The sequence below is a fragment of the Streptomyces sp. NPDC001816 genome (assembly GCF_042892235.1).
In the GTDB taxonomy this organism is placed as follows: Bacteria; Actinomycetota; Actinomycetes; order Streptomycetales; family Streptomycetaceae; genus Streptomyces.
In genome coordinates this window covers 30,569-55,432 of record NZ_JBIATY010000001.1, presented here as the reverse complement: position 1 = coordinate 55,432, position 24,864 = coordinate 30,569, and the positions used below count along the sequence as shown (strand labels likewise).

Sequence of the window (24,864 nt, the reverse complement as noted above, 5' to 3'; positions counted from 1 at the left end):
CACGATGGCATCACGTCTCGGCCACCGACAAGGAGGACGGGCCGTCCCCGCATCACTGCCACACCGGCTCCGAGATGACGGCCCGCAGCGGTTCGAGGATCTCATTGGCCTTCTTCATGCCCTCCTGGGAGCCGAGGTCCGGGATGCCGCCGTCCTGCAGCACCTCCAGCGGCCCGCCGTCGCAGTGCTCGAAGCGGTCGTGGAAGAGCACCAGGGCACGCTGGGCGCGGTTGCGCCGGGACTCCCAGACCAGCCCCATCGCATCGGGTGCCTGCGCCCGGATCTCGCTCGACCAGCGCCGCGCGACCGCGTAGTTGCTCTCGTCCTCCAGGAGCGTGGAGTCCTGGCAGACGGCGGCCAGATCCTGCCCGTCGACCAGGGAGACCAGGTTCAGCGCGCACCGGGTGCGCAGGCCGCTCAGCGACCGCCGCCAGACGGCGCCGTAGGGGATCCGCCGCATGCCGACCGGCAGTTCGAAGGGCCGGGAGCGCAGCACGCTCTCCGCGAGGGCGGTGAGCCGGGTGTCCGCCAGGTACAGGCTGTGGTACGGATCCAGCACCGTGCCCTCGAAGCGGCCCCCGCCGAAGTGGATGTCCGCGAGCTTCGGGCTGAACCGGTCCGGCGCGTACTTGGACTGGTGCACCCGCCACAGCTCGGTGCCGGCCGGGATCACCAGACGGTTGGGACGCAACTCCAACTCGATCATGGGGAAGAAGTCGCTCATCAGTCCCCCTCCACGAGCACGGTGGCAGCGCCGACCAGCCGGTGGTCCGGCAGCCGGCCGAGCAGCGACGCGGGTGTCCCGCCCAGCCAGGTGTTGCCGCCCAGCCACCAGGCCGCGGCGCCCCAGGGGTCGATGTCGGCGAGGAGCAGCCGGTTGACCCGGAGGACGACCTCGCGCGGGGTGCCACCGCCCTCGCCGAACTGGAACTCCGGATAGCGGTCGCCGTCCCGGGGATCCGTCAGTCTGATCAGCTCGGGGGGTGGCGCGCCGCCGCAGCGGACCCGCGCCTCGTCGGCCGAGAGGGCCGGCGCCCCGAGCAGCATCCGGTCCTCTTCGGACGCCGTGCCGTACGCCGGTTCGGGGGCGGTCGACAGGGTTGTCAGCAGAGCCATCAACTCGCGCGCCTCCACCACGGTTCTCGGCCCGGGGGGCGCCGCGACGAGTCGTACGGAGTCCAGCGCCCTGCGCACATGATGGTCAAGCGGCAGGGGCAGCAGGGCCAGACGAACCCCCTGGGACGCCCTGCGCACCGCCCTGCCGTCGGCCGCGTCCGTGGCCGCGAGGGCCTCCAGCCGGGCCAGCAGCAGCGCGTACTGCTCGTCGTCGAGCGCCTCGCGGATGGTGTCCCGGTGCTCGCCGATCAGGACGAGCAGCCGCTCCGTCGAGCCGCCGGGGCCGTCGCTCGTACCGCCGTCGTTCATGCGTTCCCCCCTTCGGTACCTGCTTCTGTTTCTCCACGGCTTCCGGGTCCCGTCGCTCCCGGGCCCGGATGCCCCTGGTGGATGAAGGCGGCCCAGAGCGCGATCCGGCCGAGGTCGGGGCGTGCGAGCTGCCGCAGCAGCTCGCCGCCGAGCGAGCCCGGGTTCGTGCGGTGCGGGTCGAGCATCCACAGCTGTGCCGCCCTGAGCGCGTCGACGGGACTGAGCCCCTCGACGGTCAGGTGATGATGGAACACCGCCATCAGCAGCGCCGATGCGCTGTCCTGGGTCGTCCACCGTGATCCGACGACATCCCGCGCGCCGCCCGCGAAGAACGCCGTGGTGAGGGTCAGCGCCTCGTCGTGGTCGCGGGTGCTCAGATCGGTCTGGCAGGCACTGAGGACGACCAACGGCCCTTCGCGGGCGGCCTGTTGGTCCGGCCGGTCGAGGAGCCGGGTCACCGTCAGCCGGCCCGGGCCCGCTTCGTCCGCCGGCGTCTCCCCGGTGTCCTCGGGCGCGGCCAGATGCAGCGCCGAGACCGTGGGACGCGTGCCCGCCGATCCGTGCGAGGCCACGTGGAGCAGCGAGGTCCCGTCGGCGAGGAAGGCGAGGACGTCGTCGGGCGTGCCGGGGGTCAGCTCGTCGTCGGCCAGTTCGAAGATCCCGCCGCACATCCGGGCCCGCCTGTAGAAGGCGTCACGCAGGGCCATGACCTCGACCTCGGCATGGGTCAGGTCCAGGTTCGGGTCGGCCAGCAGGACAGGGGCGGCCGCCGGTTCGCGCGGCGCGCGCCTCAGCGTCCGCAGGAACTGGCTGCCGGACGCCGCGTAGCTGATCACGGTGGTCTGGCAGAGGTGGGTGTGGGGCGCCTCCTCCGGGAGACGCGCGGCATGCCAGGGGACGATGCCGAGTCGCCCGCAGGGCACCAGGACGAGCCTGAGCGGCCGGTCGCCCCGCTCGCCCTCCGCGGCGAGCCGCTCCTCCACCTCGGCGAGGAGAGGGCGGAGCACCTCGAAGGCCCAGTCGCAGAGCGCGGTGAGGGCTTCCTCCCAGGCCTCCTCGGCGGACGGATCGTTCCGGTCGGCGTCCCGTACGGCGGTGGCGTCGAGGTAGCGCTCCAACGGGCCGCTCCCGGCGCCGGACAGCAACTGCCGTACCCCCACCGCGGCGCCGAGCCGCGGACTCACCGCGAGCACCACGCCGGGGTTCTCGCCCTCGCCGGGGACCAGATAGACGAGTGCGTCGGCGCCGCTCTCCTCGATCCCGTCCGCGAGTTCGCTCAGCGTGGGCGTACTCAGCAGGCCGCCCTCCCGACGGTAGCCGAGGGCTTCGAGGGCCTGGCGGCGCAGCGTGCTCGGCAGTTCGCCGGGGACGCCGTCGTCGTCGGCATCCAGGCCCTCGGCCGTACCGGCCGCCCGCCACGCCTCGGCCAGCGCGTGGTGCCCGCCCGCGTCCAGGAGTTCGGGCACGCCCGACGAGGTCGACGCCGCGTGCAGCACCAGGGCCCGACCCAGTTCCAGCGCGGCCACCGCCTCGTGCAGCCGGCCCTGCGAGGCCCCCCACAGGGCCGCCCGCACACCCCTGCTCGCTCCGGCGCGGGCCGCCAGCAGTCCGTGTTCCGCACCGTCCTGGAGGAGGACGTCGGCGGCGAGCGCGGTCAGCGCCTCCTTGGCGGCCTCCAGGGCGGCGACGTCCTGCACGTCCTCGTTGCGGACACCGCGCTCGCGATAGGCCTCGGCCAGAGACCACAGCGATTCGGCGGCGACCCGCGGCGCCCTCCCCTCCCGGACGCCGAACCCGCCCTGCTGTGGCTGTAACGGCGTAAGGAGCGGCAGCAGGAACAACGCCGCCCACCGCCGGTCCTCCTCGGTCGCCGTCGCTCCCAGCGCCGTCGCGGGATCCCGCACGTCCCGCAGCAGCTTCTCCCCGCGTTCCCGGTCCCCGGGACGGCCTCCCCCGGCGATCTGCCGGAAGGTCAGCGCGCCCGCCAGCCATACGCTCACCGCACTGCGCAGGCCGGGATCATGGTCCAGCAGCCTTTCCAGCTGGTCGAGTTCGGCCACGGATGCGTCGTAGGCCCGCAGCGGCACCACCGCGCCGTCCCCCATGGCGGGGACCAGCCGTTTGACCCGCTCCGCTGCGTCCGCGGCCCACGCGCGCAGCCCCCGTACGCCGCCGCTCTCCTCGTCGCTCACCGGCATGTCCTGCCTTTCCGGGTCCTCGACAGCCCCTGGCCCGAACGCCACTATGCCGATCCACCGGACCGGTGGCGACAAGATCCAGTCCTTCGGGTGCTCATCGCCCGAAATCCACCCAGGAGGCGCCCAGTTCGACCCTCATCGCCCGTCGTATCCGCCGCAGCCCGCCCCACAGCGCATCGATGCCCTGCTGCACGACGACCGGCGAGTCCCCGGCCCGCGGGGCGCCCTCGTCCAGGCGCCGGACCATGCCGTAGACCGTGCCCAGGTCACGGCTGAAGTCGCCCGCGAGGTCGAGCACGCACTCCGGCACCCGCAGTTGCGCCTCCGCGTACACGTCCCGGTACTGGTCACGGGCTTCGGTGAGCCGCTGTCGTACGACTCTCGCGTCCTCGGTGCGGTCCAGCGCGTGCAACTGGTCGGTGAGCGCGGCCAGATAGTGCCGGGCGGAGGTGTTCAGCGCCACGTAGCACGACCGCAGCTCCTGGGCCTGCCTGCGCCGCTCCTGCAGTTCCTCGGCGTGCTCCTGCTCGCGTCGGCGGCTGCGGTCGGCCGCGCGCTGGGTCAGCAGCGCGGACAGCAGCGTCCCGACGACCCCGACGACCGCGACCACGAGCGCGGTCGCTCCCCCGACGTCCACGCCTCCTCCGTCCGTCGTTCCGTCCCGGCCCCAGCGAAGCAGCGGAATCCGGGCGCCGTGAACACCCGGCCCGGACGTCGCCCGGTGTTCGCCCGGCCACCGACCACATGATCGATCCGGGCGCCTACCGGGCACATTCCGGTTGTCGTGAGGGAGTTGCGGCGAAGACGGCGGCGGAGGAGCCGCCTCGGGGTATTCATGGGCCACGGGACGAGGTGGGTGGACGGGGGGGAACGGTGAGCGACGAGGAGAGCGGCGGCGTTCACGGCTGCGGGCCTGGGTGACCGATGTGACCGAGCGGGTCGCCGAGTTGATCAGCCGGGTGGGATCCGGATCGGTGTCCTCCGCCGAGTTCGACGGCCCCGGTCCCCGAACTCAGCGCGCTGTGTGACCTCTTGGACCATGACCGACCCTTGCTCGCCATGGTCTCCGTGCGGCTCGGCGCCCTGCTCGCCATGCGGCACGGGGCCGGGCTCGGCACGCCGGAGGACCGCGAGCGGGCCCACCGTCTGCTGAGCGAGGTACGGGATCCGGCGACGACCGTCGGCGCGGCGGCGACCGCGGAGGACAGACGGTGGGCGGCGCTGCTCCTGCTGATGGCGAAGAGCCCCTCCGCGACCACCACGGACTTCTGGTCCGTCTTCGACCACGCCCGGCAGACGGGGCCCGATGCGGGGCCCGCCGTGATCGCAGAGTTCCTGGCGCCGGCCGAGGAGGCCGAGGATTTGCCGTTGCCCCCGGAAGTACGAAGAGAGTTGGTCCAGTTACGCGACGCGTTGTCGCACATGGCGCGGACCGACCTCTCCGATCCGGAGACGCTGCTGGACGTGCTGCCCGAGGGGATTCCGTTCGCCGATGAACTGCGTACGACGCTGTACGCGATGGCCGACCGGCCGGGCACCTCGCCGGCCCAGCCCACCAGCCCGGACTCGGACAGCGGGGCCGACACCACGGCCGAGACCGCGACCGACACAGCGGAAGCCATGGAGGCCGAGTCCGACCAGGAGCTGGCGCAGCTGGTCGGCGAACCGGAGTCCCTGGAGCGGGCCACCCCCGCCGACCACTCCTCGCGCACGGTGGTGCTGATCGCGCTCGGCAACGCGCTGACCATCCACCAGGGTCATCCCGGCCCGGGCCGGGACTGGGCTACTCGTCCACGACGCGCGCGACCGCCAGCGTGATGTTGTCAGGGCCGCCCGCCGCGATGGCGGCCTTCCACAGCTCGAAGGCCGCCCGGTTGTCCTCGCGCTCCCGCATGACGTCGTCCACGACCTCCGGCGGCACCGGATCGGTCAGGCCGTCGGTGCAGACGAGGTAGCGGTCGCCGGGCGTCAGGGGCGCGGCCGCCACGTGGGGGCGGATGGGGCGGTAGCCGGGGCTGCCGCCCAGGCACTGGGTGACGAGGGAGGTGGTGCGCTGCCCGGGTTCGAGCGGTGGACTGTCGTCGACACTCAGCTGGCGCAGCCCGTCGTCGGAGGCGGCGAGGACCCGGCTGTCGCCCACGTTGAACACCATGAGGGAGCCGGGCTGCAGGACGATGCCGGCGACCGTCGTCCCCATGGCGGCCAGGTCGCTCGCCTCGTCGCCGCCGGCGGCCAGGTACACCGCGCGGTTACAGGCGCTCAGGGCGTCGCGGACGGCGTCCTCGCTGCTCAGGCCGGGGCCGATCGACGCGATCCGGCGCACGACCAGCGCGCTGGCCAGGTCACCGCCGGGATGCCCGCCGAGTCCGTCCGCGACGGCGACGACCAGAGGTGTCCCGAGCGGGAAGAACAGGGTCTGCGGGCTCTCGGTCACGGTGGCGCACAGGGTCCACGGGCCCACCACGAGACTGTCCTCGTTCCGCTCGCGGAGCAGCCCGGGATGGCTCAGCCCGGTCACAGTCACGTACGGCATGGAACGCCACCGCCTTCCCTCAAAGTCTAGTTTCGTGCCGGAAACCCGGTGGAGGCGTGCCGCCCGCTGTGCCTAAGGTCGCGCAATGAGTACCCGAACCTTCCGTATCACCGTCCGCGGCGCCTTCGACGGGCTCAGCGAGGCCCAGCGGGCCGAACTGCTCGCGGACGCCGCCCGGCACGACGTGCTGCACGCCGCCTACACGCCCGAGGGGCACCTCAGTTACGACATCGCCGCCCGGCCCGCCTTCGTCTTCCGCTTCTCGGACACGGGGGAGGAAGAGGAGGACGTCCTGGAGGCGACCGAGCGGGCCGAGGAAGCGGCGAAGGCATGGCTGACCGAGCGCGGCTACGGCTTCAAGAACCTCCGGTCCAGCGCGGAGGACCTCTCCCAGGCGCCCTTGGGGAAGCGGCAGCGGCGCGCCGCGCGTTCCAGCGGCGCATAAACTTGAGTAGTCAAGGAGATGGCAATCAACAGGAGGGCGGCGATCGGAGTGCCGGTGAGTGATGAGTGACGCCCTGGACGCCGCGCTGCGGCTGGTGCGGGCGCAGACGGCGCTCGTGCGGCGCTTCGACGCCCGGCTCGGCGGGCTGCACGGGGTGAGCCTGGCCGACTTCACGCTGCTGCTGCGCCTGGGGCAGGCGCCCGGTGGCCGGATGCGCCGGGTCGATCTGGCCGAGGCGCTGGGGCTGACCGCCTCCGGGGTGACCCGCGGGCTGGCACCCCTGGAGCGGATCGGGCTGGTGACCCGCGAGTCGGACGCCCGTGACGCGCGCGTGGCCTACGCGTCGCTGACCGGGACCGGCCGGGAGCGGCTGAAGGAGATGCTGGCCACGGCCGAGGAGACGGCCGCCGATATCTTCTCCGGCCCCGCCTGGAGCGAGCAGGACATCGCCCTGCTCTCCGGCCTGCTGACCCGGCTCGGCGGCAGGGGGCTCACGGGCTGACCTCCGCCCGGTCATGGGGGCGGGTCGACGGACCCGCCCCCATGACCGGCATCCGCTCCCCGACCGGCATCCGCTCCCCGAGCGGGACCCGCCCCTGGCCGGAATCCGGCCACCGCACGGCCTGAACTAGCCGTGTTCCAGGTCACGTTGGGTTGTGGCCGAATTGTGCGGGGTCTGTGCCCGCAGCCATGGCATGCTCATGGCTCACCACCGAGTTACCGGCCGGTTCTACCCATAGGTAGCCGGCCATCGGTGCTGCCCTTTTTCCTCACCCCCCACTTCACCCCAGGACCGACCTTGCGCAGACGCACGAGGCACCGCCGTGCCCTCCTGCCCGCCTTCGCCGTGACCGCCCTCCTCCTCGCCGCCGGCTGCTCCTCGCCCGCGCCGCACGCCGCACCATCGGCGACGGGCCAGGGCCAGGACGTCCGGGCCACCGACGGCCCCACCGGCGACACCGGCCACTCGCTCACCGTCGCGGCGGCCCCCGCCGCCACCGCGACCGCCACGGCCGGCACCTCCGGCACAGGCCGACGGGCGCACAAGACCACGCTCACCGTCAGCTCGTACGACAGCCGGACCCGCCGCGCCGTCATCTCCAAGGCACCGGCGAGGAAGGGGACTTCGCAGTCCCCCGCGACCCCCTCGCCCACCTCCTCGCCCACCTCCTCGGCGGCGCCGCAGAAGACCGCCGTGGGTGACGTCATCGCCAGCGCCCCGGCGCCCGGGGCCCCGCACGGGCTGCTCGCCAAGGTCACCAAGGTGATCGGCGAGAGCGACCGGGGCACCGAGGTGCAGACCGAACCGGCGGCGCTCAACGCGCTGCTGGGCGACGACACGGCCAAGGGCACCGTGCCGGTCGACCCGTCCTCCTTCACCGTCGACAAGCTGCTGCCCGACGTCAAGGTCTCCTGGTCCAAGACCGGGGACGTGCACGTCGGCCCCAAGGGCGGGACCGTGCCGCTCGGCAGCCTCCGGCTCGACGTCGGCGCCAAGGTACAGACGGCCGAGGGCGCCCCGGCCTCGGCCAGTGCCTCGGTGTCCGGGTTCGTCCAGGTGGCCCCGCAGGTCGACTTCAGCTACGGCGGCACCGGGACCGACGCGGCGCCCGGCTCGGCCTACCTCGGCGTCTCCGGCGACTGGACCTCCGGGTGGGCCGTGAAGGGCCGGGCCGCCGCGACCACCAACGCCCCGCTGCGGATCCCGTTCGCCAAGCTGCACGCCGACCCCGTTCTGCAGGTCGGCCCGGTCCCCGTCGTCGTGAACCTCGACCTGACCTGCTACTTCCAGATCAGTGCCGACGGACATGTGACCGTCGACGTCGAGCAGAGCCTCAAGGGCGACTTCAAGGCGGGCGGCACCTTCGGGGTGGGCAAGGGGTGGACGCCGGTCAGCTCGTCGGACATGAAGAGCACGCCCGTCCGGGCCTCCCTGACCACCGCCGGGAGCGTGAAGGCGGCCCTCGGCGCCGAGGCGACCGTCGGCCTCTACGGCACCGTCGGCGTCTCCGCCGACCTGGCGCCGTACCTGCGCGGCGAGGCCTCCGGGACCGTCACCGCCTCCTCCGACAAGCCCGAGGTGAAGGCCGAGGGCACCTGGGGTGTGTACGGCGGCGTCGACCTCTCGGGCACCCTGCGGATCCAGCTCTCCATCTTCGGCACGCCGGTGCTGCAGCGAAGCGTTCCGCTGGGCTCCCTGCACCGCGAGTGGAAGCTGGCGGGCGGCTCCCTGTCGTCCTAGGACCTCAGGCTGCGCCGCCGGGTATCCAGCCCTGGCGGCGCAGCACGGCCGACACGTCCGGCGCCCGGTAGTGCTCGCCCTTGAGGACCTTGCCGTCGGAGCGGCGGGCGACCTGGCCGTCCGGGCCCAGCTTGCTCATGTTGGCGCGGTGGATCTCGGCGATCACCTCGTCGAGATCGATCCCGTGGACCAGTGCGGTGCCGTACGCCACGTACACCACGTCCGCCAGTTCGTGCGCGAGCCTGTCCAGCGGGCCCTCGACCGACACCTCGGCGACCTCCGCGGCTTCCTCGGCGAGCAGTTCCCCGCGGTGCGCGGCCAGTTCGGATCCCACCTCCGTCGGCGTGGTGCGGGCGTCGAGGCCGAAGGCGCGGTGGAACTCACGGACGAAACGGGCGGGCGAAGAGCTCATACGGCGACTCTAACGGCCGCCACCGACACTCCCTCCGCCCCTCCCGAGGGCCCCGGAGTGACCCCGGCCCTGGTCAGCCCCGCGCACGGCCTGGCAGGATCACCCGCATGTCCAAGGTGTTCCCCCGTATCGGCAGGCGCCGGGCGCTCCAGGGCGCGACCGTCGGCGTCGTGGCTCTCGGGCTGCTGCTGTGGTGGCTGCTGCCACTGGGCGAGACCCCGCCGAGCGGGACGATCGTCTTCAGCACCGGCACGCCCCGCGGGGTCTACCAGGAGTACGGCGAGCGGCTGCGCACCGAGCTGGCCAGGGACATGCCGGGGCTGCAGGTGAAGCTGCTGAACAGCGCTGGTTCACAGGAGAACGTCGAGCGGGTGGCGACCGGTAAGGCCGACTTCACGATCGCGGCGGCCGACGCGGTGGAGACGTACGAGCTGCAGCACCGCAGCGGCGCTGACCGGCTGCGCGGTGTGGCCCGGCTCTACGACGACTACGTACAGCTGATCGTGCCGCGCGACTCGAGGGTGGACAGCGTCGCGGACCTGCGACACAAGCGGGTGGCCACCGGGCTGCCCGACTCCGGGGTGCGGCTGATCGCGAACCGGGTGCTCAGGGCCGCGGGCATCGACCCGCACAAGGACATCACTCCGATGGCGGAGGGCATAGACACCGGCCCTGACCGGTTGCGGCACGGCAAGATCGACGCCTTCTTCTGGTCGGGCGGGCTGCCCACCAAGGGACTGGTCGAGCTGGCCAAGAAGTCCGCCTTCCGGTTCGTACCGATCGACGGCGACCTCGTCACCAAGCTGCACGCCGGCGGGGACGCCGCCCGCTACTACCGGGCCACCAACATGCCCGAGACGGCGTACTCGTCCGTGCAGCACGGCACCGCGGTGCCGACGATCGCGGTGTCCAACGTGCTGATGACCCGCAAGGACATGGATCCCCGGCTGACCGAGTGGCTGACCCGCACGGTGATCAAGAGCCGCGACGGCATCGGCGCCCATGTCCACTCGGCCCAGCTCGTCGACCTTCGTACGGCGATCTACACCGACCCGCTGCCTCTGCAGGAGGGCGCCCGGCGGTACTACCGGTCGGTGAAGCCCTAGTCGGTGAAGCCCTGGACGGTCGGGGCCTACTCGGTGAGGGCCCAGGTGCGAGGCCCTGTTCGGTGCGGCCTCAGAGGCCGTCCGGGTTCCTCGGCACCGCCACGGTCACCTGGAGTCCCCGCGGCTCGTGGTGCGCGTAGGTGATCGAGCCGCCGCCCGCCGCGAGCAGGGCGCGGGAGATGGACAGGCCCAGACCCGAGCCCTTGACGTTCTGGTGGCGGCCGCTGCGCCAGAAGCGGTCGCCCACGCGCGCGAGTTCCTCGTCGGTGAGGCCGGGGCCGGTGTCGGTGACCACGACCGTCGAGGTGTCGCCGTTGGAGGCGACGACGATCTCGACCGTGCCGCCCTCGGGGGTGAACTTCACGGCGTTGTCGATCACCGCGTCCAGCGCGCTGGACAGGGTGATCGAGTCGGCCCAGGCGGTGATGGGCGGGCAGTCGCCGACCAGCCGGACGCCCTTGGCGGCGGCGGCCGGTGACCAGGCGGCCACCCGCTCCTCGGTCAGGGCTCCGACGTCGGTCAGCCTGAGATCGGCCTCGGCGTGCTCGGCCAGCGCCAGGTCGAGCAGGTCGTCCAGGACCTGCGCGAGGCGCTTGCCCTCGGTGCGGACCGAGGCGATCTCCTCGTTGCCCTGCGGGAGCTCCAGGGCGAGCAGCTCGATGCGCAGCAGCAGCGCCGAGAGCGGGTTGCGCAGCTGGTGCGAGGCGTCCGCGACGAAGGCGCGCTGCTGCTCCAGCACGTCCTCGACGTTGTCCGCCATCTCGTTGAACGACCGGGCCAGCCGTCTGAGTTCCGGCGGCCCGCCGGCGACCGCCACCCGGGACTTGAGGCGCCCGGTGGCGATGTCGTGGGTGGTGGCGTCCAGGATCCGGACCGGCCGGAGCACCCAGCCGGTCAGCCGCAGCGCGGCGCCCACGGCGAGCAGCATCGCGGCGATCTCGCCGGCCCCGATGAACAGCCAGCCGAACAGGATCCGCGAACGCATCTGCGCGGTGGGCGAGTCGGTGACGACGACCGCCACGACGTCCCCGTCCCGGATCACCGGCGAGGCCACGATCAGCCGGCTGCGCTGCCACGGCCAGACCTGCCGGGGGTCGTGGCTGCGGCGGCTCAGCAGCGCCTCGCCGAACGCCTCCCGGACCTCCCCCGTCTGCGGTACGACCCAGTCGTCCGGGGCGTTGGCCATGACCGAGCCGTTGCCGTAGAAGACGCCCACGCGGATGCCGTAGACGCCGTAGTAGCTGTCCAGTTCGCGGCGGAGCGTCTCCTGGCGCTCGTCCGGGACGGTACGGCGGGATCCGCTCGGCGCGTCGGTGACGAACTGCGCGAGCGCGGCGAAGCGCGCGGTGTCGTCGATCCGGTCGACGACCACCTTCTGCTGCTGGGCCGCGGCCACGCTGACGGCGAGCGGGAGGCCGAGGGCGAGGAGTACGGCCGCCATCAGGACGATGAGCAGCGGCAGGAGCCGTGTGCGCACCCGGCCCCGCTAGGCGGCCGGCGCGACGAGCCGGTAGCCGACTCCGCGTACGGTCTCGATCAGCGCGGGCATGCGCAGCTTGGCGCGCAGGGAGGCGACGTGCACCTCCAGGGTGCGGCCGGTGCCCTCCCAGCTGGTGCGCCAGACCTCGCTGATGATCTGCTCCCGCCGGAAGACGACGCCCGGCCGCTGGGCGAGCAGCGCGAGCAGATCGAACTCCTTGCGGGTCAGTTGGATCACCGAACCGTTCACGCTGACCTGGCGGTTGGGCAGTTCGATGAGCACGGAACCGAGCCGCAGCGAGGTCTCGGCGCCCGGTGCCGCGTCCTCGTGGGCGGTGCGCCGGCTGACGGCGTGGATCCGGGCGAGCAGTTCCCCGGTGTCGTACGGCTTCACCACGTAGTCGTCGGCGCCCAGGTTGAGCCCGTGGATGCGGGAGCGGACGTCGGAGCGCGCGGTGACCATGATCACCGGGGTGCTGGTGCGCTTGCGGATCTTGCCGCAGACCTCGTAGCCGTCCTGGTCGGGCAGGCCCAGGTCGAGCAGGACCACGCCGAATCCGGCGCCCTCGGGGACGAGTGCCTGGAGGGCCTCCTCGCCGCTGCGCGCGTGGGTGACGTCGAATCCGTGCCGCGCGAGGACCGCGGACAGCGCGGCCGCGACATGGTTGTCGTCCTCGACGAGCAGCAGTCTCATCCCGGCCCCCTCCGGTTCAGCGGTCATACGGTCACGGTTCTCGTTCGGCTTGTAGATCGCACGCACGCGCGCGTGCACCATGGAAGTCACGCCGATGGAGAAGGACGGCGTCAAGGGGGTTCCGGTTGCCTGCCGCTTCCGTTATCCCCCCGATATGCGCACGGGTCTCAAGTGCTACGACACGTGTCCGATTGCTATCGGATCGTGATGCTCAGATTCCCCTCAGATGTGATGACGCTGGTCACCGGCCATCACTACTGTCCACCGAAACCGAGGAGGACGGAGCCTGAGAGCGATGACCAAAGTATCGGTGGCCAAGGAAGACGTGGCCACGTCCGGCGAACTGGTCGTCCTGAAGAGCGTCAACAAGCACTTCGGCGCGTTGCACGTACTCCAGGACATCGACCTGACGATCGACCGCGGTGAGGTCGTCGTGGTCATCGGGCCCTCCGGGTCCGGAAAGTCGACCCTGTGCCGTGCCATCAACCGCCTGGAGACGATCGACTCGGGCACCATCACGATCGACGGAAAGCCGCTGCCCCAGGAGGGCAGGGAGCTGGCCCGGCTGCGCGCCGACGTCGGGATGGTCTTCCAGTCCTTCAACCTCTTCGCGCACAAGACCGTGCTCGAGAACGTGATGCTCGGGCAGGTCAAGGTCCGCAAGGCGGACAAGAAGCAGGCCGAGGGGAAGGCCCGTGCCCTGCTCGACCGGGTCGGTGTCGGCACCCAGGCCGACAAGTACCCGGCCCAGCTGTCCGGCGGCCAGCAGCAGCGCGTCGCCATCGCCCGGGCGCTGGCCATGGACCCCAAGGTCATGCTCTTCGACGAGCCGACCTCGGCCCTCGACCCCGAGATGATCAACGAGGTCCTCGAGGTCATGCAACAGCTCGCCCGGGAGGGCATGACCATGATCGTCGTCACCCACGAGATGGGATTCGCACGATCGGCTGCAAACCGGGTGGTCTTCATGGCGGACGGCCGCATCGTCGAACAGGCTGCGCCCGACCAGTTCTTCAGCAATCCGCGCAGTGACCGGGCCAAGGACTTCCTCTCGAAGATCCTGCACCACTGACGGCACCGAGCCCGCGCGCCCCGGGCACCACCGGGGCCACCCGTCCCTCACGGACCGCGTTCCTCACCACTCAAAGGATGTTCACGATGAAGCTCCGCAAGGTCACCGCCGCCTCCGCCGTCGTACTGGCCCTCACCGTGTCCGCCACCGCGTGCGGCGGCGACAAGAAGGACGACAACGGCTCCTCCGGCGGCGGCAAGAAGATCACCATCGGCATCAAGTACGACCAGCCCGGCATCGGTCAGAAGACCCCGCAGGGCTACGCGGGCTTCGACGTCGACGTGGCGACCTACGTGGCCGGCAAGCTCGGCTACAAGCCCGACCAGATCGAGTGGAAGGAATCGAAGAGCGCCGACCGCGAGACCATGCTGCAGCGCGGTGACGTCGACTTCATCGCGGCCTCCTACTCGATCACCCCGGAGCGTCAGCAGAAGGTCGACTTCGCCGGCCCGTACCTGCTGGCCCACCAGGACGTGCTGATCCGCGCGGACGACAACACCATCAAGTCGCCGGCGGACCTGAACAAGAAGAAGCTGTGCTCGGTGACCGGCTCGACGTCGGCGCAGAACGTCAAGGACAAGCTGGCCCCCAAGGCGCAGCTGCAGCAGTACCCGACGTACTCGGCGTGCCTGACCGGTCTGCAGAGCAAGGCGATCGACGCGCTGACCACGGACGACTCGATCCTCGCCGGTTACGCCGCCCAGTCCCAGTTCAAGGGCAAGTTCAAGCTCGGCGGCTTCAAGATGACCAACGAGAACTACGGCATCGGCGTCAAGAAGGGCAGCGACCTCAAGGCCAAGATCAACAAGGCCCTGGAGGAGATGGTCTCCGACGGTTCCTGGCAGAAGGCCGTGGACAAGAACTTCGGCCCGGCCGGCTACAAGAACGAGCCCGCTCCGAAGATCGGCGACATCAAGAGCTGAGGCAACGCCCGGCGGGTGCGCCGTCCGTGAGGGCGGCGCACCCGGGCATCCCTACACGCGGAAGCGCGGGAGATCGTGTTCGACTTTCTTGACAAGTACGACGTGCTGGGCGCCTTCTGGACGACAGTGCAGCTCACGCTGCTGTCGGCCGCGGGCTCCCTGATCTGGGGCACGCTGCTGGCCGGCATGCGGGTGGGCCCGGTGCCGCTGATGCGCGGTTTCGGCACCGCGTACGTGAACATCGTGCGGAACATCCCGCTCACGGTGATCATCCTGTTCGCCTCGCTCGGCCTGAAGGACACGCTGAATATCACCCTGGGGTCGGACCAGGTCGACACGAGCACCTTCCGGCTGGCGGTGCTCGGGCTGACCGTCTACACGTCGGCCTTCGTCTGCGAGGCGATCCGCGCCGGCATCAACACGGTTCCGGTCGGCCAGGCGGAGGCGGCCCGGGCCATCGGCCTGAGCTTCACGCAGGTTCTCGGCCTGATCGTGCTGCCGCAGGCGTTCCGCGCGGCCGTCGCCCCGCTGACCAACGTGTTGATCGCGTTGACGAAGAACACGACGGTGGCGGCCGCGATCGGCGTGGCGGAAGCGGCACTCCTGATGAAGGAGATGGTGGAGAACGAGGCACAGCTGCTGCTGATCTCCGCGTTCATCGCCTTCGGATTCTGCTGCCTGACCCTGCCGACCGGTCTGATCCTCGGCTGGGTGGGCAAGAAGGTGGCGGTGAAGCGATGAGTTCGGTCCTGTACGACGCCCAGGGCCCCCGGGCCAAGCGGCGCAACATCCTCTACACGGCGGGCTTCCTCGTCGTCCTCGCGGCCGTCCTGTGGTGGGTGTACAAGGGGCTCGACGACAAGGGCCAGTGGGAGTGGGTGCTCTGGAAGCCGTTCTTCACCGGCACCGAGGCCTACTCGACGTACATCTGGCCGGGTCTGCAGAACACCCTGAAGGCCGCGGCCCTGTCGATGGTCATCGCGCTCCCGCTCGGCGCCGTGCTCGGCATCGCCCGCCTCTCGGACCACGTATGGATACGTGTCCCGGTCGCGATGGTCGTGGAGTTCTTCCGCGCGATCCCGGTGCTGGTCCTGATGATCTTCGGACTCGCCCTGTTCGCCCAGTACACCGACGTCCCCTCCGACGACCGTCCGCTCTACGCAGTCGTGACCGGTCTGGTGCTGTACAACGCGTCGGTGCTGGCGGAGATCGTCCGCGCGGGCATCCTCGCCCTGCCGAAGGGCCAGTCCGAGGCGGCCATGGCGATCGGTATGCGCAAGAACCAGGTGATGCGGCTCATCCTGCTGCCGCAGTCGGTCACCGCGATGCTTCCGGCGATCGTCAGCCAGCTGGTCGTGATCGTGAAGGACACGGCGCTCGGCGGCGCGGTCCTGACCTTCCCCGAACTGCTCGCCTCGGCCAACACGATGAGCGGCTACTACGGTGCCAACACCATCGCCTCGTTCACGATCGTCGCCACGATCTTCGTGGTCATCAACTTCTCGCTGACCTCGTTCGCGAGCTGGCTTGAGGGGCGGCTGCGGCGGCGCAAGAAGTCGACCGGCGCGGTGCTCGGTGTCGACGACACCGTCAACATCGCGGGCGCCGCGGGAACGGGAATCGCAGTCTGACGTCAGGTCAAACCCGAATGCGTCACCCAGAGGCAGTGGCGTGATCGCCACTGCCTCTGGTCACTTGACGCAAACTCTGCCAATGGGTTGCATACATTCTGTGATCGTGCACCCCGCTTCACCTTCCTGTTCCTCCATGTCCGTCAGGGCACCGCTGCGGACAGGGGGCGCCGCACCGTGGACCCGGTGATCATCGTCGGAGCGGGGCCCGTCGGGCTCACGCTCGCCCTGGCGTTGGCCCGTCAGGAGGTGCCCTCCGTCGTCCTGGACGAGGGCCCCGGCAAGGACGACCCACGCCCGGCGCGCACCGTCGTGCTGCGCGAGGACACGGCCGCCCTGCTGGAGCGGCTGACCGGAGTCGCCGTCGGCGACCACGGCGTGAGATGGACCGGATGGCGGTCGGTCAGGCGCCGGCAGGTGCTGAACGAGATCACCTTCGACGAGGGCGATCCCACGGCCCCGCTGCACCTCGCCCAGCACGTCCTCACGGGTGCCCTGCGTGCGGCGGTGGCGCACGAGCCGCTGGTCGAGGTCGCCGCGGACAGCCGGCTCGACTCGATCGAGCAGGAGCGTTCCGGCGTCTCCGCCCGCACCCGTGGCCCCAAGGGCACCTGGTGGCGCGGCAGTTACCTGGTCGGCTGCGACGGGCCCCGCTCGACCGTGCGCAAGCTGCAGGACATCCGCTTCCCGGGCCGTACGGCGGTGGAGCGGCACGCGGTCGCGGCCCTGCGGGTGGAACTTCCGTGGGAGGGCCAGGCGTTGCTCCATCGGATGCCGCCGTGGCGGTCGTCCGGGCCCTCGGCCGGGGAGGTGACCGCCCGCCCCCTCCCGGACGGCGTGTGGCGTCTGGACTGGCTGCTGCCGCCGGGCAAGGACCTGGTCACGCCCGACATCCTGGTGGCCCGGATCCGCGAGACCCTCGCGGGCTGGACGGACGGCACCACACCGGCGTACGACCTCCTCGACACCGGTGTCCACACGGTGCACCACCGGCTGGCCCGGCGCTGGCGCGCCGGCCGGGTCTTCCTCGCCGGGGACGCGGCCCATCTGCTCGGCGCGCTCGGTACCCAGGGGCTCGACGAGGGTCTCCGGGACGCCGACAACCTGGCCTGGAAGCTGGCCCCGGCCTGGCACCACGGGCACCACGAGGCGCTGCTCGACAGCTACCAGGCCGAGCGCCGCGCGGTGGTCGCCGCCCGGCTGCGCGCCGCCGACCAGCTGCTGCCGGTGCTGCGCGGCGGAGGCGCGCTCCGGCACTACGTCCCGGGCGCCGCCCGGGGCCACGACGCGCTGCTCACGGACGGTCATCTGGGGCGCGGCTCGGTGGGGGCGCCGGGGACGTACGCCGACTCGCCGCTGACGCCCCGGCATCTGGAGGCGGAGATCCCGGTCGACACCCCGTTCGGCTCACCGGTCGCCGATGTGCGGGTCACGGCGGAGGACGGTTCTTTCGTACAGCTGCGCGACCGGCTGGGCCGTGGCGCGCTGCTCGTCGTGCTGATCGCCCCGGGCACGGGCGTGTGGGACCGCAAACACTGGGTGTCCGCCGGGGTCATGCCCCGGCTCGCCGCCGCGGTGGCGGCGCTTCCGCACCCGGCCGAGCTGCTGGTCGCCGAGGACTACCCGGGTGCGCCGGCGCACAGCGTGCTGCTCGTGCGCCCCGACGGCCACCTGGTCACCGCACTGAGCGGGGTGCGTCCGGCCGACCTGTACGCGGCGGCCGAGGCGACGCTCGGCGGCGCCGTGCAGGAGGAGAAGGAGGAAAAGGAGGAGGAGAACGAGGAGAAGGCGGAGGCGGAGGCCGGCTCCGGCGCGCGCTGACGCCGTGCCCGGTCACCCTCTGTCCACATGGTGACGGTGAGTTGACCGGAGTGCAGCAGCGTGCTGTACTCCGGATCGTGACCGACACCTGTGTGCGCCTGTGGCGGAGGGTCCATATGGACCTCGTCCGCTACGCGGGCTGTGTGTGTCGCCCGTCCTGCTGAATTCGCTCCCCCTCTTCTTTCTCCGGGCGCCGTTGTGCGCCCGCTCGGCGAACCTTCTTCAGGACGGTGCACGTGTCTGTATCCCCCTCCGTCTCCCCCGCTGCCACCGCCGGTACCGCCGGCTCGGCGCCGACCCAGGCGGACCTCCTCGACTTCGCGCGGCGCACGGCCGCCGACACCGAGCTGATCGCCTCGCTGCCGCTCGATCCGGAGGGCCGCACCTGGGTGCGGCTCGAGGGCCCCGGCGGCAGCGAGGCCTGGCTGATCGGCTGGCCGCCCGGCACCGGCACCGGCTGGCACGACCACGCCGACTCGGTGGGCGCCTTCCTCACCGCGGCGGGTGAACTCAAGGAGTACTCGCTGGCCGCCCGGCTGCCCACCGACGGCTGGAAGACCCTGGAACTCACCGAGGGCGTCGACCGCGAGCGCCGGCTGCCCGCCGGACAGGGCCGCTCCTTCGGCCGCCACCACGTGCACGAGGTGCTGAACGAGTCCCCGGACCGGCATGCCATCTCCGTCCATGCCTACTACCCGCCGCTGCCGCGGATCCGTCGCTACAGTCGCACGGGTCAGGTGCTGCGTCTGGAGCAGGTCGAGCGCCCGGAGGACTGGCAGTGAGCGGCGGTACGGAGACACGGCCGGTGGGCATCGACGACCTGCTGGAGCGGGTCCGCGCGGGCTACCGGCGCATCGAGGCACGGGAGGCGCACGAGGCGGCAGGCCGCGGTGAGGCCCTGCTGGTCGACATCCGGTACGCGGCCCTGCGCGAGCGGGACGGCGTGATCCCCGGAGCACTGGTCATCGAGCGCAACGAACTGGAGTGGCGCCTCGACCCCCAGGGCAGCCACCGGGTCCCCGAGGCCACCGGCCACGACCTGCGCGTCGTCGTCATCTGCAACGAGGGCTACGCCTCCAGCCTGGCAGCCGCCTCCCTCCACCAGCTGGGCCTGCACCGGGCGACGGACTTGGTAGGCGGTTTCCAGGCGTGGCGGACGCAGGGGTTGCCGGTGGAGCCGGTGAAGGGCTGACGGAGGCTCAGCGGGGCGGCGGCCAGGGCCTGCCCCTACTCCCTACAGCTCACTCCTTCGCCGTGGCCACCGTCACCGCCGGGACGCGCAGCGCCGCGCGTCCCGGAAGGGCGCTGGACACGAGCACGAGCAGGGCGGCGATCGCGATCACACCGACGTAGAGCAGGGGTGTGACCGCCGGGGCCGCCCGGCCGGTCATGCCGAGGCTGAACGCGGTGAGTACGGCGAGGGCGATGCCACTGCCGAGCGCGGTGGCGAGCAGCAGCACGGACAGCGCCTCGGTGCGCAGCACGCGCAGCACCTGACGGCGGGTCGCTCCGGCGAGGCGGAGCAGGGCGAACTCCCGGACACGCTCAGCGACCGACATGGCGAGGGTGTTGACGACGGCGATGGCGGTGAAGGCCAGCACGAGCCCCATGGCCAGGTAGTTGACCTCGGCGTTCGCCTGCTGCCGGTCGGCCTGGAGGGAATCCGCGGCGGCCGGCGAAAGAATTCGCAGACCCGGGAACTCACGCAGCGTAGTCGAGAGTTGTGTCTGTGTACGGGTCGTGCTGACGAGGACGGAGGAGGCGAGCGGGTTGTCGATGTGCCGGGCCACGAGGTCGTGGGCGAAGGTGAGGTCGCCGAAGCCGAGACCCCGGTCGTAGACGGCGGCGACGGTGAGCGTGGCGGGCGTGCCGTCGCCGAGCGTGAGCTTCAGAGGGCTCCCGGGCTTCAAGTGGTGCTGGTCCGCGGCCAGTTCACTGACGGCGACGGTGCCGGGGGCGAGATCGCGGAGGGAGCCGGCGGTGACCTTCGGGTCCCAGGTGCGGGTCAGGCCGGTCGGCGTGACGCCCTGGGCCGGGTATTTGTCGAGGCCGATGCGGACGGTCGTGCGGACCACCTCGGTGACGGTGTCGTGCTGCGCGCGCAGCAGCCGTGCGGCCTCGCCCGGGACACCGGGCCCCTGGGCGGCGACGACCCAGTCGGCGGTGACACCCTCGCGCGCCTGCGTCCGGGCGGCGTCGCCGAGGGTCGACTGGACGAACAGGACGGTGCAGGTCATGCCGATGAGCAGGGTGAGGGGGGTGACGACGGAGGCCATCCGGGTGGCGTTGCCGCGCAGGTTGGCGGTGGCGAGGCGGCCGCCGTGACCGGTGAGCCGCAGGGGACCGGCCAGCAGCAGCGCGGCCGCCTTGACCAGCAGCGGGCCGAGCAGGGCCACGGAGGTGGACAGGACGACGACGGCGAGGAAGGTCACGGGAGTCGAGGCGGGCTCGGTGCGCAGGGAGGCGAGGACGGCGACGAGGACGACTCCACCGGCGAGGAGCAGCAGACCGGCGGCGATACGCCCCCAGGCCGGGCGGGTGCGCTCGGTCCTGGCCTCCTCCAGGGCTTCCGCCGGGCGGATCCCGGCGATCCTGCGGGAGGCGATCCGGGCCGCCGCCCAGGCACCGAGCAGGGTGGCGGCGAGGGCGGCGAGCGGTGGGAAGACGCTGACGGTGTGCTGGAGCGTGACGGGTACGGCGCCGAGGGCGACGAACCTGGAGTGCAGCCAGCTGCCCAGCGGCAGCCCGAGCAGGGCGCCGGCGCTGCCCGCCGCCGCGCCGACGATCAGTGCCTCCCGGCCCAGCAGCGTGCGGATCTGTCCGGGCGTGGCGGCGATGGCGCGGAGCAGGGCGAGTTCGCGGTGGCGCTGCTGGACGGAGAGCGCGAAGGTGCCGACGACCACGAGTACCGCCACCAGCAGCGAGGTGCCGCCCATCGCGCCGCCCATGCTGACCAGCCGGGTGCGGGCGGCGGCCGCGTCCAGGAACTCGACGGGCCCGCGGGCGTCGCCGGTGCTGACCTGCGCGGTGGTGCCGTGCAGTGCCCGCGCCACGGCCTGCCGCACCGCCGTCGGGTCGGTGCCCTTGGCCGGGAGCACGCCGAACGCGGTGACCTGCCCGGGGTGCGCGGCCAGTCGCTCGGCCTCCCCGGTGGCGAAGAACAGCGACGTCTGGTGGCGGACGGCGGTGGCCGGTGTGGCGATACCGGTGATCCGGTAGCTGCGCGGGGACTGCGTCGACTGCACGGTGAGGCGGTCGCCGGGGCGGAGGTGGGCGCGTGCCGCGAGGTCGTCGTCGATGACGAGATCGTCGGCGGCCTCGGGCGCGCTGCCCGTGGTCAGCCGGTACGGCGTCAGCGCCGCGGAGTCCCAGGCATGCCCGTAGGCGGTACGGCCGTCGGTGCCGGCCGGGGTCAACGGCTGTGCGAGGAAGGTCAGTTCGGGGACGACGCGGGCGACGCCGGGGGTGCGGGCGAGGGTTTCGCGCAGGTCCGCCGAGAGCCAGGCGCGTTCGGCGACGGGTTTCGCCTTGTGCTTGACCTTGGCCTTGCCCTTCTTGTGCTTCACGGTGGTCTGGTGGACGTACTGGTCGGCGGAGACCACGACGGGAGCGGCGGCATAGCGCTCGGTGCGGATCGTGCCGCGCAGGCCGGTGTCGAGGAGGGTGCCGCAGGCGGTGATCAGCGCGGCCGCGCACATCAGGGCGAGGAAGGCGCCGAGAAAGCCCGCCTTTCGAGCGCGGACGGTCTGGAGGGCGTAACGCAGCATCATCGGGGCGGGCTCTCTTCTGTTGTGCGTCTCGGGGGTCCGTGCGCCGGCCGGCCTCGGCGTGGGCCGTGGTCCGGGGCATGCATACACACTCGCGCGTGCACGGGTCCGGAAGCACTGCGGTGGCCCGGCGTCTTGGGCGGGGGTTAACCCCACCGCCACACGGGGCGCCGGCCGTCAGAAGGACTCGCCCTCGAGGAACTCCGTGTCCTCGCCCTCTTCCTCCAGGGCCTGGCGGACCACGCGGAGGGCCATGCCCTCGGGGTAGCCCTTGCGGGCGAGCATGCCGGCGAGGCGCCGGAGCCGCTTGTCGCGGTCGAGGCCACGGGTGGCCCGCAGCTTGCGGGAGACCAGCTCGCGGGCGGTCGCCTCCTCCTGCTCGGAGTCGAGCTGGCCGACGGCCTCGTCGATCAGCGCGGAGTCGACGCCCTTGGTGCGCAGTTCCTGGGCGAGTGCGCGGCGGGCGAGCCCCCGGCCGTGGTGCCGGGACTCCACCCAGGCGTCCGCGAACGCGCTGTCGTCGATGAGCCCGACCTCCTCGAACCGGGACAGCACCTCCTCGGCCACATCCTCGGGGATCTCCCGCTTGCGCAGGGCGTCCGCGAGCTGCTTGCGGGTGCGCGGGGTCCCGGTGAGCAGGCGCAGACAGATCGCCCGCGCCCGCTCAGCCGGGTCCCCCGAAGACTCCCCCCGCTCGGCCCTCGACGAGGTAGGGGTGCCTTCGTCCTCACCGGGCGGCTCCCCGAAGCCGCCCCGCCGACGGCCACGGCCGCGCCCCCGACCGCCCCGTGACCCGGCCCCGCCGTGCTCCCCGTCGCCGTACCCGTCGTCACCGGCCGTGGCGGAGCCCGAGTCGCCGCCGCTGCCCCTCCCCCGTGGGGCACCGGGGGTGGCGTGCTCGTACTCGGCCCAGTCGGTTCGTCGTGTCACGGGTCAGCTCTTGGCAGTGGCGGCCTTGGGCTTGGTGGCCTTGGTGGGAGCCGCCTTGGCGTCGTCCGCGGCCGGGGTGGTCACCGCCGCGTCCGCGCCCGGCTCGGCGGAGGGCTCCTCCGGCCGGACACCCACGCCCAGCTTCTCCTTGATCTTCTTCTCGATCTCGTTGGCCAGGTCCGGGTTGTCCTTGAGGAAGTTGCGCGCGTTCTCCTTGCCCTGGCCGAGCTGGTCGCCCTCGTACGTGTACCAGGCGCCGGCCTTGCGGACGAAGCCGTGCTCCACGCCCATGTCGATCAGGCCGCCCTCGCGGCTGATGCCCTGGCCGTAGAGGATGTCGAACTCGGCCTGCTTGAAGGGCGGGGCGACCTTGTTCTTGACGACCTTGCAGCGGGTGCGGTTGCCGACCGCCTCCGTGCCGTCCTTCAGGGTCTCGATGCGGCGGATGTCGATACGCACCGAGGCGTAGAACTTCAGAGCCCGGCCACCGGTCGTGGTCTCAGGGGAGCCGAACATCACGCCGATCTTCTCGCGCAGCTGGTTGATGAAGATCGCGGTGGTCTTGGACTGGTTGAGCGCACTGGTGATCTTCCGCAGGGCCTGGCTCATCAGTCGGGCCTGCAGACCGACGTGGCTGTCACCCATCTCGCCCTCGATCTCCGCGCGCGGGACGAGCGCGGCGACGGAGTCGATGACGATGAGGTCGAGGGCGCCGGAGCGGACGAGCATGTCCACGATCTCCAGGGCCTGCTCGCCGTTGTCGGGCTGGGAGAGGATCAGGTTGTCGATGTCCACGCCGAGCTTGCGCGCGTACTCGGGGTCGAGGGCGTGCTCGGCGTCCACGAAGGCGACCTGGCCGCCCGCCTTCTGGGCGTTGGCCACGGCGTGCAGGGTCAGGGTCGTCTTACCGGAGGACTCCGGGCCGTAGATCTCGACGACACGGCCGCGCGGCAGACCACCGACGCCGAGGGCGACGTCGAGTGCGGTCGACCCGGTCGGGATGACCTCGATGGGCTCCCTCGACCGCTCGCCCATGCGCATGACCGCGCCCTTGCCGAATTGCCGTTCAATCTGTGCGAGCGCGGCGTCGAGCGCCTTCTCGCGGTCGGTTCCTGCCATGGGTTCCACCCGGTTTGCTTGAGTCGATCGCTTCACGTCAAAGACGCTAACGCCTGCCACTGACAATGCGCCCCGACGTCGGCCCGGCCTGTGGATAACAAGGGGACATCTCGATACGAAACGCGCCGAAATCCCCGTCTGAAGCCTTGCCCGAGCCTCCATAAGAATGGATGTTCGATTTTCGTGTCAAGCGCACCACGCGGTGCCCGCAGCCCCCTTCCGCGCCGCGGCACACGCCGCTACTCCCGGCGTCGTAGAGCGGGTGTCTTCGGCCGGACGACGACCGCACGGCCCGCTCCCGGAAGCCTGGGGCCATGAAGAATCCGCGCCCCGCCGAGCGCCTGTGTCACGCGACCGGTCTGCTCCTCGTCCTCTCCGGTCTCGCCCACCTGGTGGTGTTCGCGGTCGACGGCGGCCCCTGGGACGGCCCCGTCTCCTGGCGCAAGCCCGTCACGTTCGGGCTCTCCTTCGGGGTGACGCTGATCGCGATCACCTGGGTCACGTCGTACCTGCGCATCGGGGCGCGGCTGCGCACCGTCCTGCTCGTCGTCTTCGCCGTGGACTGTGTGGTGGAGGTCGGCGGCATCACCCTTCAGGCGTGGCGCCGGGCGCCCTCGCACCTGAACATGGAGACCCCCTTCGACACTGCGGTGTCCATGACGCTCGCGGTGGGCGGTGGTGTCCTGGTGGCGCTGCTCACCGTCTTCGCCGTCGCGTCCTTCCGGCACCGGCCGACGGGCCCCGCCGGCATGCCGCTCGCGGTGCGCTCGGGGTTCGCGATCCTGCTCGTGGCGCTGGCCTCGGGCGCGGCGATGATCGCGCGCGGGGTCGTGCTCACCCGGACCGGCCACCAGGAGGCCGCCTATCACTCGACGGCCCCGCTCAAGCCGCTGCACGGGGTGAGCCTGCACGCCGTCCTGGTCCCCCCGCTGCTCGCCTGGCTGCTGTCCCGCACGTCCTGGAGCGAGCGCGCGCGGTGGCGCGTCGTGGCCACCGCAGTGGGCTGTTACGCGGCGGCCGTCGCCGCCGCCGCGGTGTGGGCGGTCCTGACGTACTGACCACGGCCC

At 71.8% G+C, this 24,864-nt stretch carries 25 protein-coding genes; 14 read left to right on the top strand and 11 right to left on the bottom strand.

The genetic code is table 11. The annotated features are described in order from the left end of the window. Positions 1–52: 52 nt before the first annotated feature. The 4 genes from ACFYZZ_RS00245 to ACFYZZ_RS00230 are packed head-to-tail and all read right to left on the bottom strand — an operon-like array spanning position 53 to position 4,260. Entirely contained in the window at positions 53–724 is a 672-nt protein-coding gene (locus ACFYZZ_RS00245; protein ID WP_389169517.1) for an RES family NAD+ phosphorylase, read from the bottom strand. Then, positions 724–1,425: a hypothetical protein gene (locus ACFYZZ_RS00240; RefSeq protein WP_389169514.1), complete on the bottom strand. Its 702-nt coding sequence runs from the start codon at positions 1,423–1,425 to the stop codon at positions 724–726. The genes ACFYZZ_RS00245 and ACFYZZ_RS00240 overlap by 1 nt, the downstream gene beginning before the upstream one ends. After that, positions 1,422–3,698 carry a CHAT domain-containing protein gene (locus ACFYZZ_RS00235; protein WP_389169511.1) on the bottom strand — a complete coding sequence of 759 codons (2,277 nt, stop codon included), beginning with the start codon at positions 3,696–3,698 and terminating at the stop codon, positions 1,422–1,424. The genes ACFYZZ_RS00240 and ACFYZZ_RS00235 overlap by 4 nt, the downstream gene beginning before the upstream one ends. A 19-nt stretch (positions 3,699–3,717) precedes the next feature. Next, positions 3,718–4,260: a hypothetical protein gene (locus ACFYZZ_RS00230; RefSeq protein ID WP_389169508.1), complete on the bottom strand. Its 543-nt coding sequence runs from the start codon at positions 4,258–4,260 to the stop codon at positions 3,718–3,720. A gap of 422 nt (positions 4,261–4,682) precedes the next feature. On the opposite strand from ACFYZZ_RS00230, the gene ACFYZZ_RS00225 reads away from it, so the two are divergent. Beyond that, a complete protein-coding gene (locus tag ACFYZZ_RS00225) occupies positions 4,683–5,441 on the top strand; it encodes a hypothetical protein (RefSeq protein WP_389169505.1) in 759 nt (252 codons plus the stop codon). Here the strand turns inward: ACFYZZ_RS00225 and ACFYZZ_RS00220 are convergent. Next, complete coding sequence (locus ACFYZZ_RS00220; protein ID WP_389169503.1) at positions 5,407–6,156, bottom strand: PP2C family protein-serine/threonine phosphatase; 750 nt, start codon at positions 6,154–6,156, stop codon at positions 5,407–5,409. The two genes, ACFYZZ_RS00225 and ACFYZZ_RS00220, sit on opposite strands and share 35 nt — an antisense overlap. A gap of 85 nt (positions 6,157–6,241) precedes the next feature. On the opposite strand from ACFYZZ_RS00220, the gene ACFYZZ_RS00215 reads away from it, so the two are divergent. The 3 genes from ACFYZZ_RS00215 to ACFYZZ_RS00205 all read left to right on the top strand — a co-directional run bounded on the left by ACFYZZ_RS00215 (position 6,242) and on the right by ACFYZZ_RS00205 (position 8,843). Further along, positions 6,242–6,601: a DUF6204 family protein gene (locus ACFYZZ_RS00215; RefSeq protein WP_389169500.1), complete on the top strand. Its 360-nt coding sequence runs from the start codon at positions 6,242–6,244 to the stop codon at positions 6,599–6,601. Positions 6,602–6,662: 61 nt separating this feature from the next. Further along, the gene (locus ACFYZZ_RS00210) at positions 6,663–7,103 is read left to right on the top strand and encodes a MarR family winged helix-turn-helix transcriptional regulator (protein WP_389169497.1); all 441 of its coding nucleotides are present in this window, start codon (positions 6,663–6,665) and stop codon (positions 7,101–7,103) included. A 297-nt stretch (positions 7,104–7,400) separates the two neighbouring features. Beyond that, positions 7,401–8,843, top strand: a complete 1,443-nt coding sequence (locus ACFYZZ_RS00205) for a hypothetical protein (protein WP_389169494.1) — start codon at positions 7,401–7,403, stop codon at positions 8,841–8,843. Positions 8,844–8,847: 4 nt separating this feature from the next. Here ACFYZZ_RS00205 and ACFYZZ_RS00200 read toward each other — a convergent pair whose 3' ends face one another. Beyond that, positions 8,848–9,255, bottom strand: coding sequence for a MazG nucleotide pyrophosphohydrolase domain-containing protein (locus tag ACFYZZ_RS00200; protein ID WP_389169491.1), 408 nt, complete (start codon positions 9,253–9,255; stop codon positions 8,848–8,850). Between the two features lie 107 nt (positions 9,256–9,362). On the opposite strand from ACFYZZ_RS00200, the gene ACFYZZ_RS00195 reads away from it, so the two are divergent. Next, a complete protein-coding gene (locus tag ACFYZZ_RS00195; protein WP_389169488.1) occupies positions 9,363–10,361 on the top strand; it encodes a TAXI family TRAP transporter solute-binding subunit in 999 nt (332 codons plus the stop codon). Positions 10,362–10,431: 70 nt separating this feature from the next. Here the strand turns inward: ACFYZZ_RS00195 and ACFYZZ_RS00190 are convergent, their stop codons facing one another. Together ACFYZZ_RS00190 and ACFYZZ_RS00185 are read right to left on the bottom strand one after the other, a co-directional pair. Further along, positions 10,432–11,838, bottom strand: coding sequence for an ATP-binding protein (locus tag ACFYZZ_RS00190; protein WP_389169485.1), 1,407 nt, complete (start codon positions 11,836–11,838; stop codon positions 10,432–10,434). Between the two features lie 9 nt (positions 11,839–11,847). Beyond that, positions 11,848–12,534, bottom strand: coding sequence for a response regulator transcription factor (locus tag ACFYZZ_RS00185; protein WP_386581024.1), 687 nt, complete (start codon positions 12,532–12,534; stop codon positions 11,848–11,850). A gap of 295 nt (positions 12,535–12,829) precedes the next feature. Between ACFYZZ_RS00185 and ACFYZZ_RS00180 the strand changes: the two genes are divergently transcribed. The 8 genes from ACFYZZ_RS00180 to ACFYZZ_RS00145 all read left to right on the top strand — a co-directional run bounded on the left by ACFYZZ_RS00180 (position 12,830) and on the right by ACFYZZ_RS00145 (position 19,173). Beyond that, a complete protein-coding gene (locus ACFYZZ_RS00180; protein WP_389169482.1) occupies positions 12,830–13,606 on the top strand; it encodes an amino acid ABC transporter ATP-binding protein in 777 nt (258 codons plus the stop codon). Positions 13,607–13,692: 86 nt separating this feature from the next. Then, positions 13,693–14,529, top strand: a complete 837-nt coding sequence (locus ACFYZZ_RS00175; protein WP_389169479.1) for a glutamate ABC transporter substrate-binding protein — start codon at positions 13,693–13,695, stop codon at positions 14,527–14,529. 75 nt (positions 14,530–14,604) lie between these two features. After that, positions 14,605–15,270 (top strand): amino acid ABC transporter permease, encoded by a 666-nt coding sequence (locus tag ACFYZZ_RS00170; protein WP_389169476.1) that lies wholly within the window; start codon positions 14,605–14,607, stop codon positions 15,268–15,270. Next, the gene (locus ACFYZZ_RS00165; protein ID WP_389169473.1) at positions 15,267–16,160 is read left to right on the top strand and encodes an amino acid ABC transporter permease; all 894 of its coding nucleotides are present in this window, start codon (positions 15,267–15,269) and stop codon (positions 16,158–16,160) included. The genes ACFYZZ_RS00170 and ACFYZZ_RS00165 overlap by 4 nt, the downstream gene beginning before the upstream one ends. A 177-nt stretch (positions 16,161–16,337) precedes the next feature. After that, entirely contained in the window at positions 16,338–17,981 is a 1,644-nt protein-coding gene (locus tag ACFYZZ_RS00160; protein ID WP_389169471.1) for an FAD-dependent monooxygenase, read from the top strand. A 50-nt stretch (positions 17,982–18,031) separates the two neighbouring features. Further along, a complete protein-coding gene (locus tag ACFYZZ_RS00155) occupies positions 18,032–18,145 on the top strand; it encodes a putative leader peptide (protein WP_389171925.1) in 114 nt (37 codons plus the stop codon). Positions 18,146–18,217: 72 nt separating this feature from the next. Continuing rightward, positions 18,218–18,763, top strand: coding sequence for a cysteine dioxygenase (locus ACFYZZ_RS00150; protein ID WP_389169469.1), 546 nt, complete (start codon positions 18,218–18,220; stop codon positions 18,761–18,763). Further along, entirely contained in the window at positions 18,760–19,173 is a 414-nt protein-coding gene (locus ACFYZZ_RS00145) for a rhodanese-like domain-containing protein (protein ID WP_389169467.1), read from the top strand. Before ACFYZZ_RS00150 ends, ACFYZZ_RS00145 begins: the two co-directional genes overlap by 4 nt. A gap of 49 nt (positions 19,174–19,222) precedes the next feature. On the opposite strand, the gene ACFYZZ_RS00140 is transcribed toward ACFYZZ_RS00145, so the two are convergent. From ACFYZZ_RS00140 to recA, 3 genes are all read right to left on the bottom strand, one after another. Continuing rightward, positions 19,223–21,751 (bottom strand): ABC transporter permease, encoded by a 2,529-nt coding sequence (locus tag ACFYZZ_RS00140; protein ID WP_389169465.1) that lies wholly within the window; start codon positions 21,749–21,751, stop codon positions 19,223–19,225. A gap of 174 nt (positions 21,752–21,925) precedes the next feature. Further along, positions 21,926–22,678: a recombination regulator RecX gene (gene recX, locus ACFYZZ_RS00135; RefSeq protein ID WP_389169462.1), complete on the bottom strand. Its 753-nt coding sequence runs from the start codon at positions 22,676–22,678 to the stop codon at positions 21,926–21,928. A gap of 3 nt (positions 22,679–22,681) precedes the next feature. Further along, complete coding sequence (gene recA / locus ACFYZZ_RS00130) at positions 22,682–23,797, bottom strand: recombinase RecA (RefSeq protein ID WP_389169459.1); 1,116 nt, start codon at positions 23,795–23,797, stop codon at positions 22,682–22,684. A 314-nt stretch (positions 23,798–24,111) separates the two neighbouring features. On the opposite strand from recA, the gene ACFYZZ_RS00125 reads away from it, so the two are divergent. After that, positions 24,112–24,855: a hypothetical protein gene (locus tag ACFYZZ_RS00125; RefSeq protein ID WP_389169457.1), complete on the top strand. Its 744-nt coding sequence runs from the start codon at positions 24,112–24,114 to the stop codon at positions 24,853–24,855. Positions 24,856–24,864: the final 9 nt, after the last annotated feature.

Excerpts from the sequence above, each read along its gene's own strand:
- ACFYZZ_RS00245 (WP_389169517.1), bottom strand. The coding sequence starts at position 724 with ATGAGCGACTTCTTCCCCATGATCGAGTTGGAGTTGCGTCCCAACCGT.
- ACFYZZ_RS00240 (WP_389169514.1), bottom strand. The coding sequence starts at position 1,425 with ATGAACGACGGCGGTACGAGCGACGGCCCCGGCGGCTCGACGGAGCGG.
- ACFYZZ_RS00225 (WP_389169505.1), top strand. The coding sequence starts at position 4,683 with ATGGTCTCCGTGCGGCTCGGCGCCCTGCTCGCCATGCGGCACGGGGCC.
- ACFYZZ_RS00220 (WP_389169503.1), bottom strand. The coding sequence starts at position 6,156 with ATGCCGTACGTGACTGTGACCGGGCTGAGCCATCCCGGGCTGCTCCGC.
- ACFYZZ_RS00215 (WP_389169500.1), top strand. The coding sequence starts at position 6,242 with ATGAGTACCCGAACCTTCCGTATCACCGTCCGCGGCGCCTTCGACGGG.
- ACFYZZ_RS00210 (WP_389169497.1), top strand. The coding sequence starts at position 6,663 with ATGAGTGACGCCCTGGACGCCGCGCTGCGGCTGGTGCGGGCGCAGACG.
- ACFYZZ_RS00200 (WP_389169491.1), bottom strand. The coding sequence starts at position 9,255 with ATGAGCTCTTCGCCCGCCCGTTTCGTCCGTGAGTTCCACCGCGCCTTC.
- ACFYZZ_RS00195 (WP_389169488.1), top strand. The coding sequence starts at position 9,363 with ATGTCCAAGGTGTTCCCCCGTATCGGCAGGCGCCGGGCGCTCCAGGGC.
- ACFYZZ_RS00185 (WP_386581024.1), bottom strand. The coding sequence starts at position 12,534 with ATGAGACTGCTGCTCGTCGAGGACGACAACCATGTCGCGGCCGCGCTG.
- ACFYZZ_RS00180 (WP_389169482.1), top strand. The coding sequence starts at position 12,830 with ATGACCAAAGTATCGGTGGCCAAGGAAGACGTGGCCACGTCCGGCGAA.
- ACFYZZ_RS00175 (WP_389169479.1), top strand. The coding sequence starts at position 13,693 with ATGAAGCTCCGCAAGGTCACCGCCGCCTCCGCCGTCGTACTGGCCCTC.
- ACFYZZ_RS00165 (WP_389169473.1), top strand. The coding sequence starts at position 15,267 with ATGAGTTCGGTCCTGTACGACGCCCAGGGCCCCCGGGCCAAGCGGCGC.
- ACFYZZ_RS00140 (WP_389169465.1), bottom strand. The coding sequence starts at position 21,751 with ATGATGCTGCGTTACGCCCTCCAGACCGTCCGCGCTCGAAAGGCGGGC.
- recA (WP_389169459.1), bottom strand. The coding sequence starts at position 23,797 with ATGGCAGGAACCGACCGCGAGAAGGCGCTCGACGCCGCGCTCGCACAG.
- ACFYZZ_RS00125 (WP_389169457.1), top strand. The coding sequence starts at position 24,112 with ATGAAGAATCCGCGCCCCGCCGAGCGCCTGTGTCACGCGACCGGTCTG.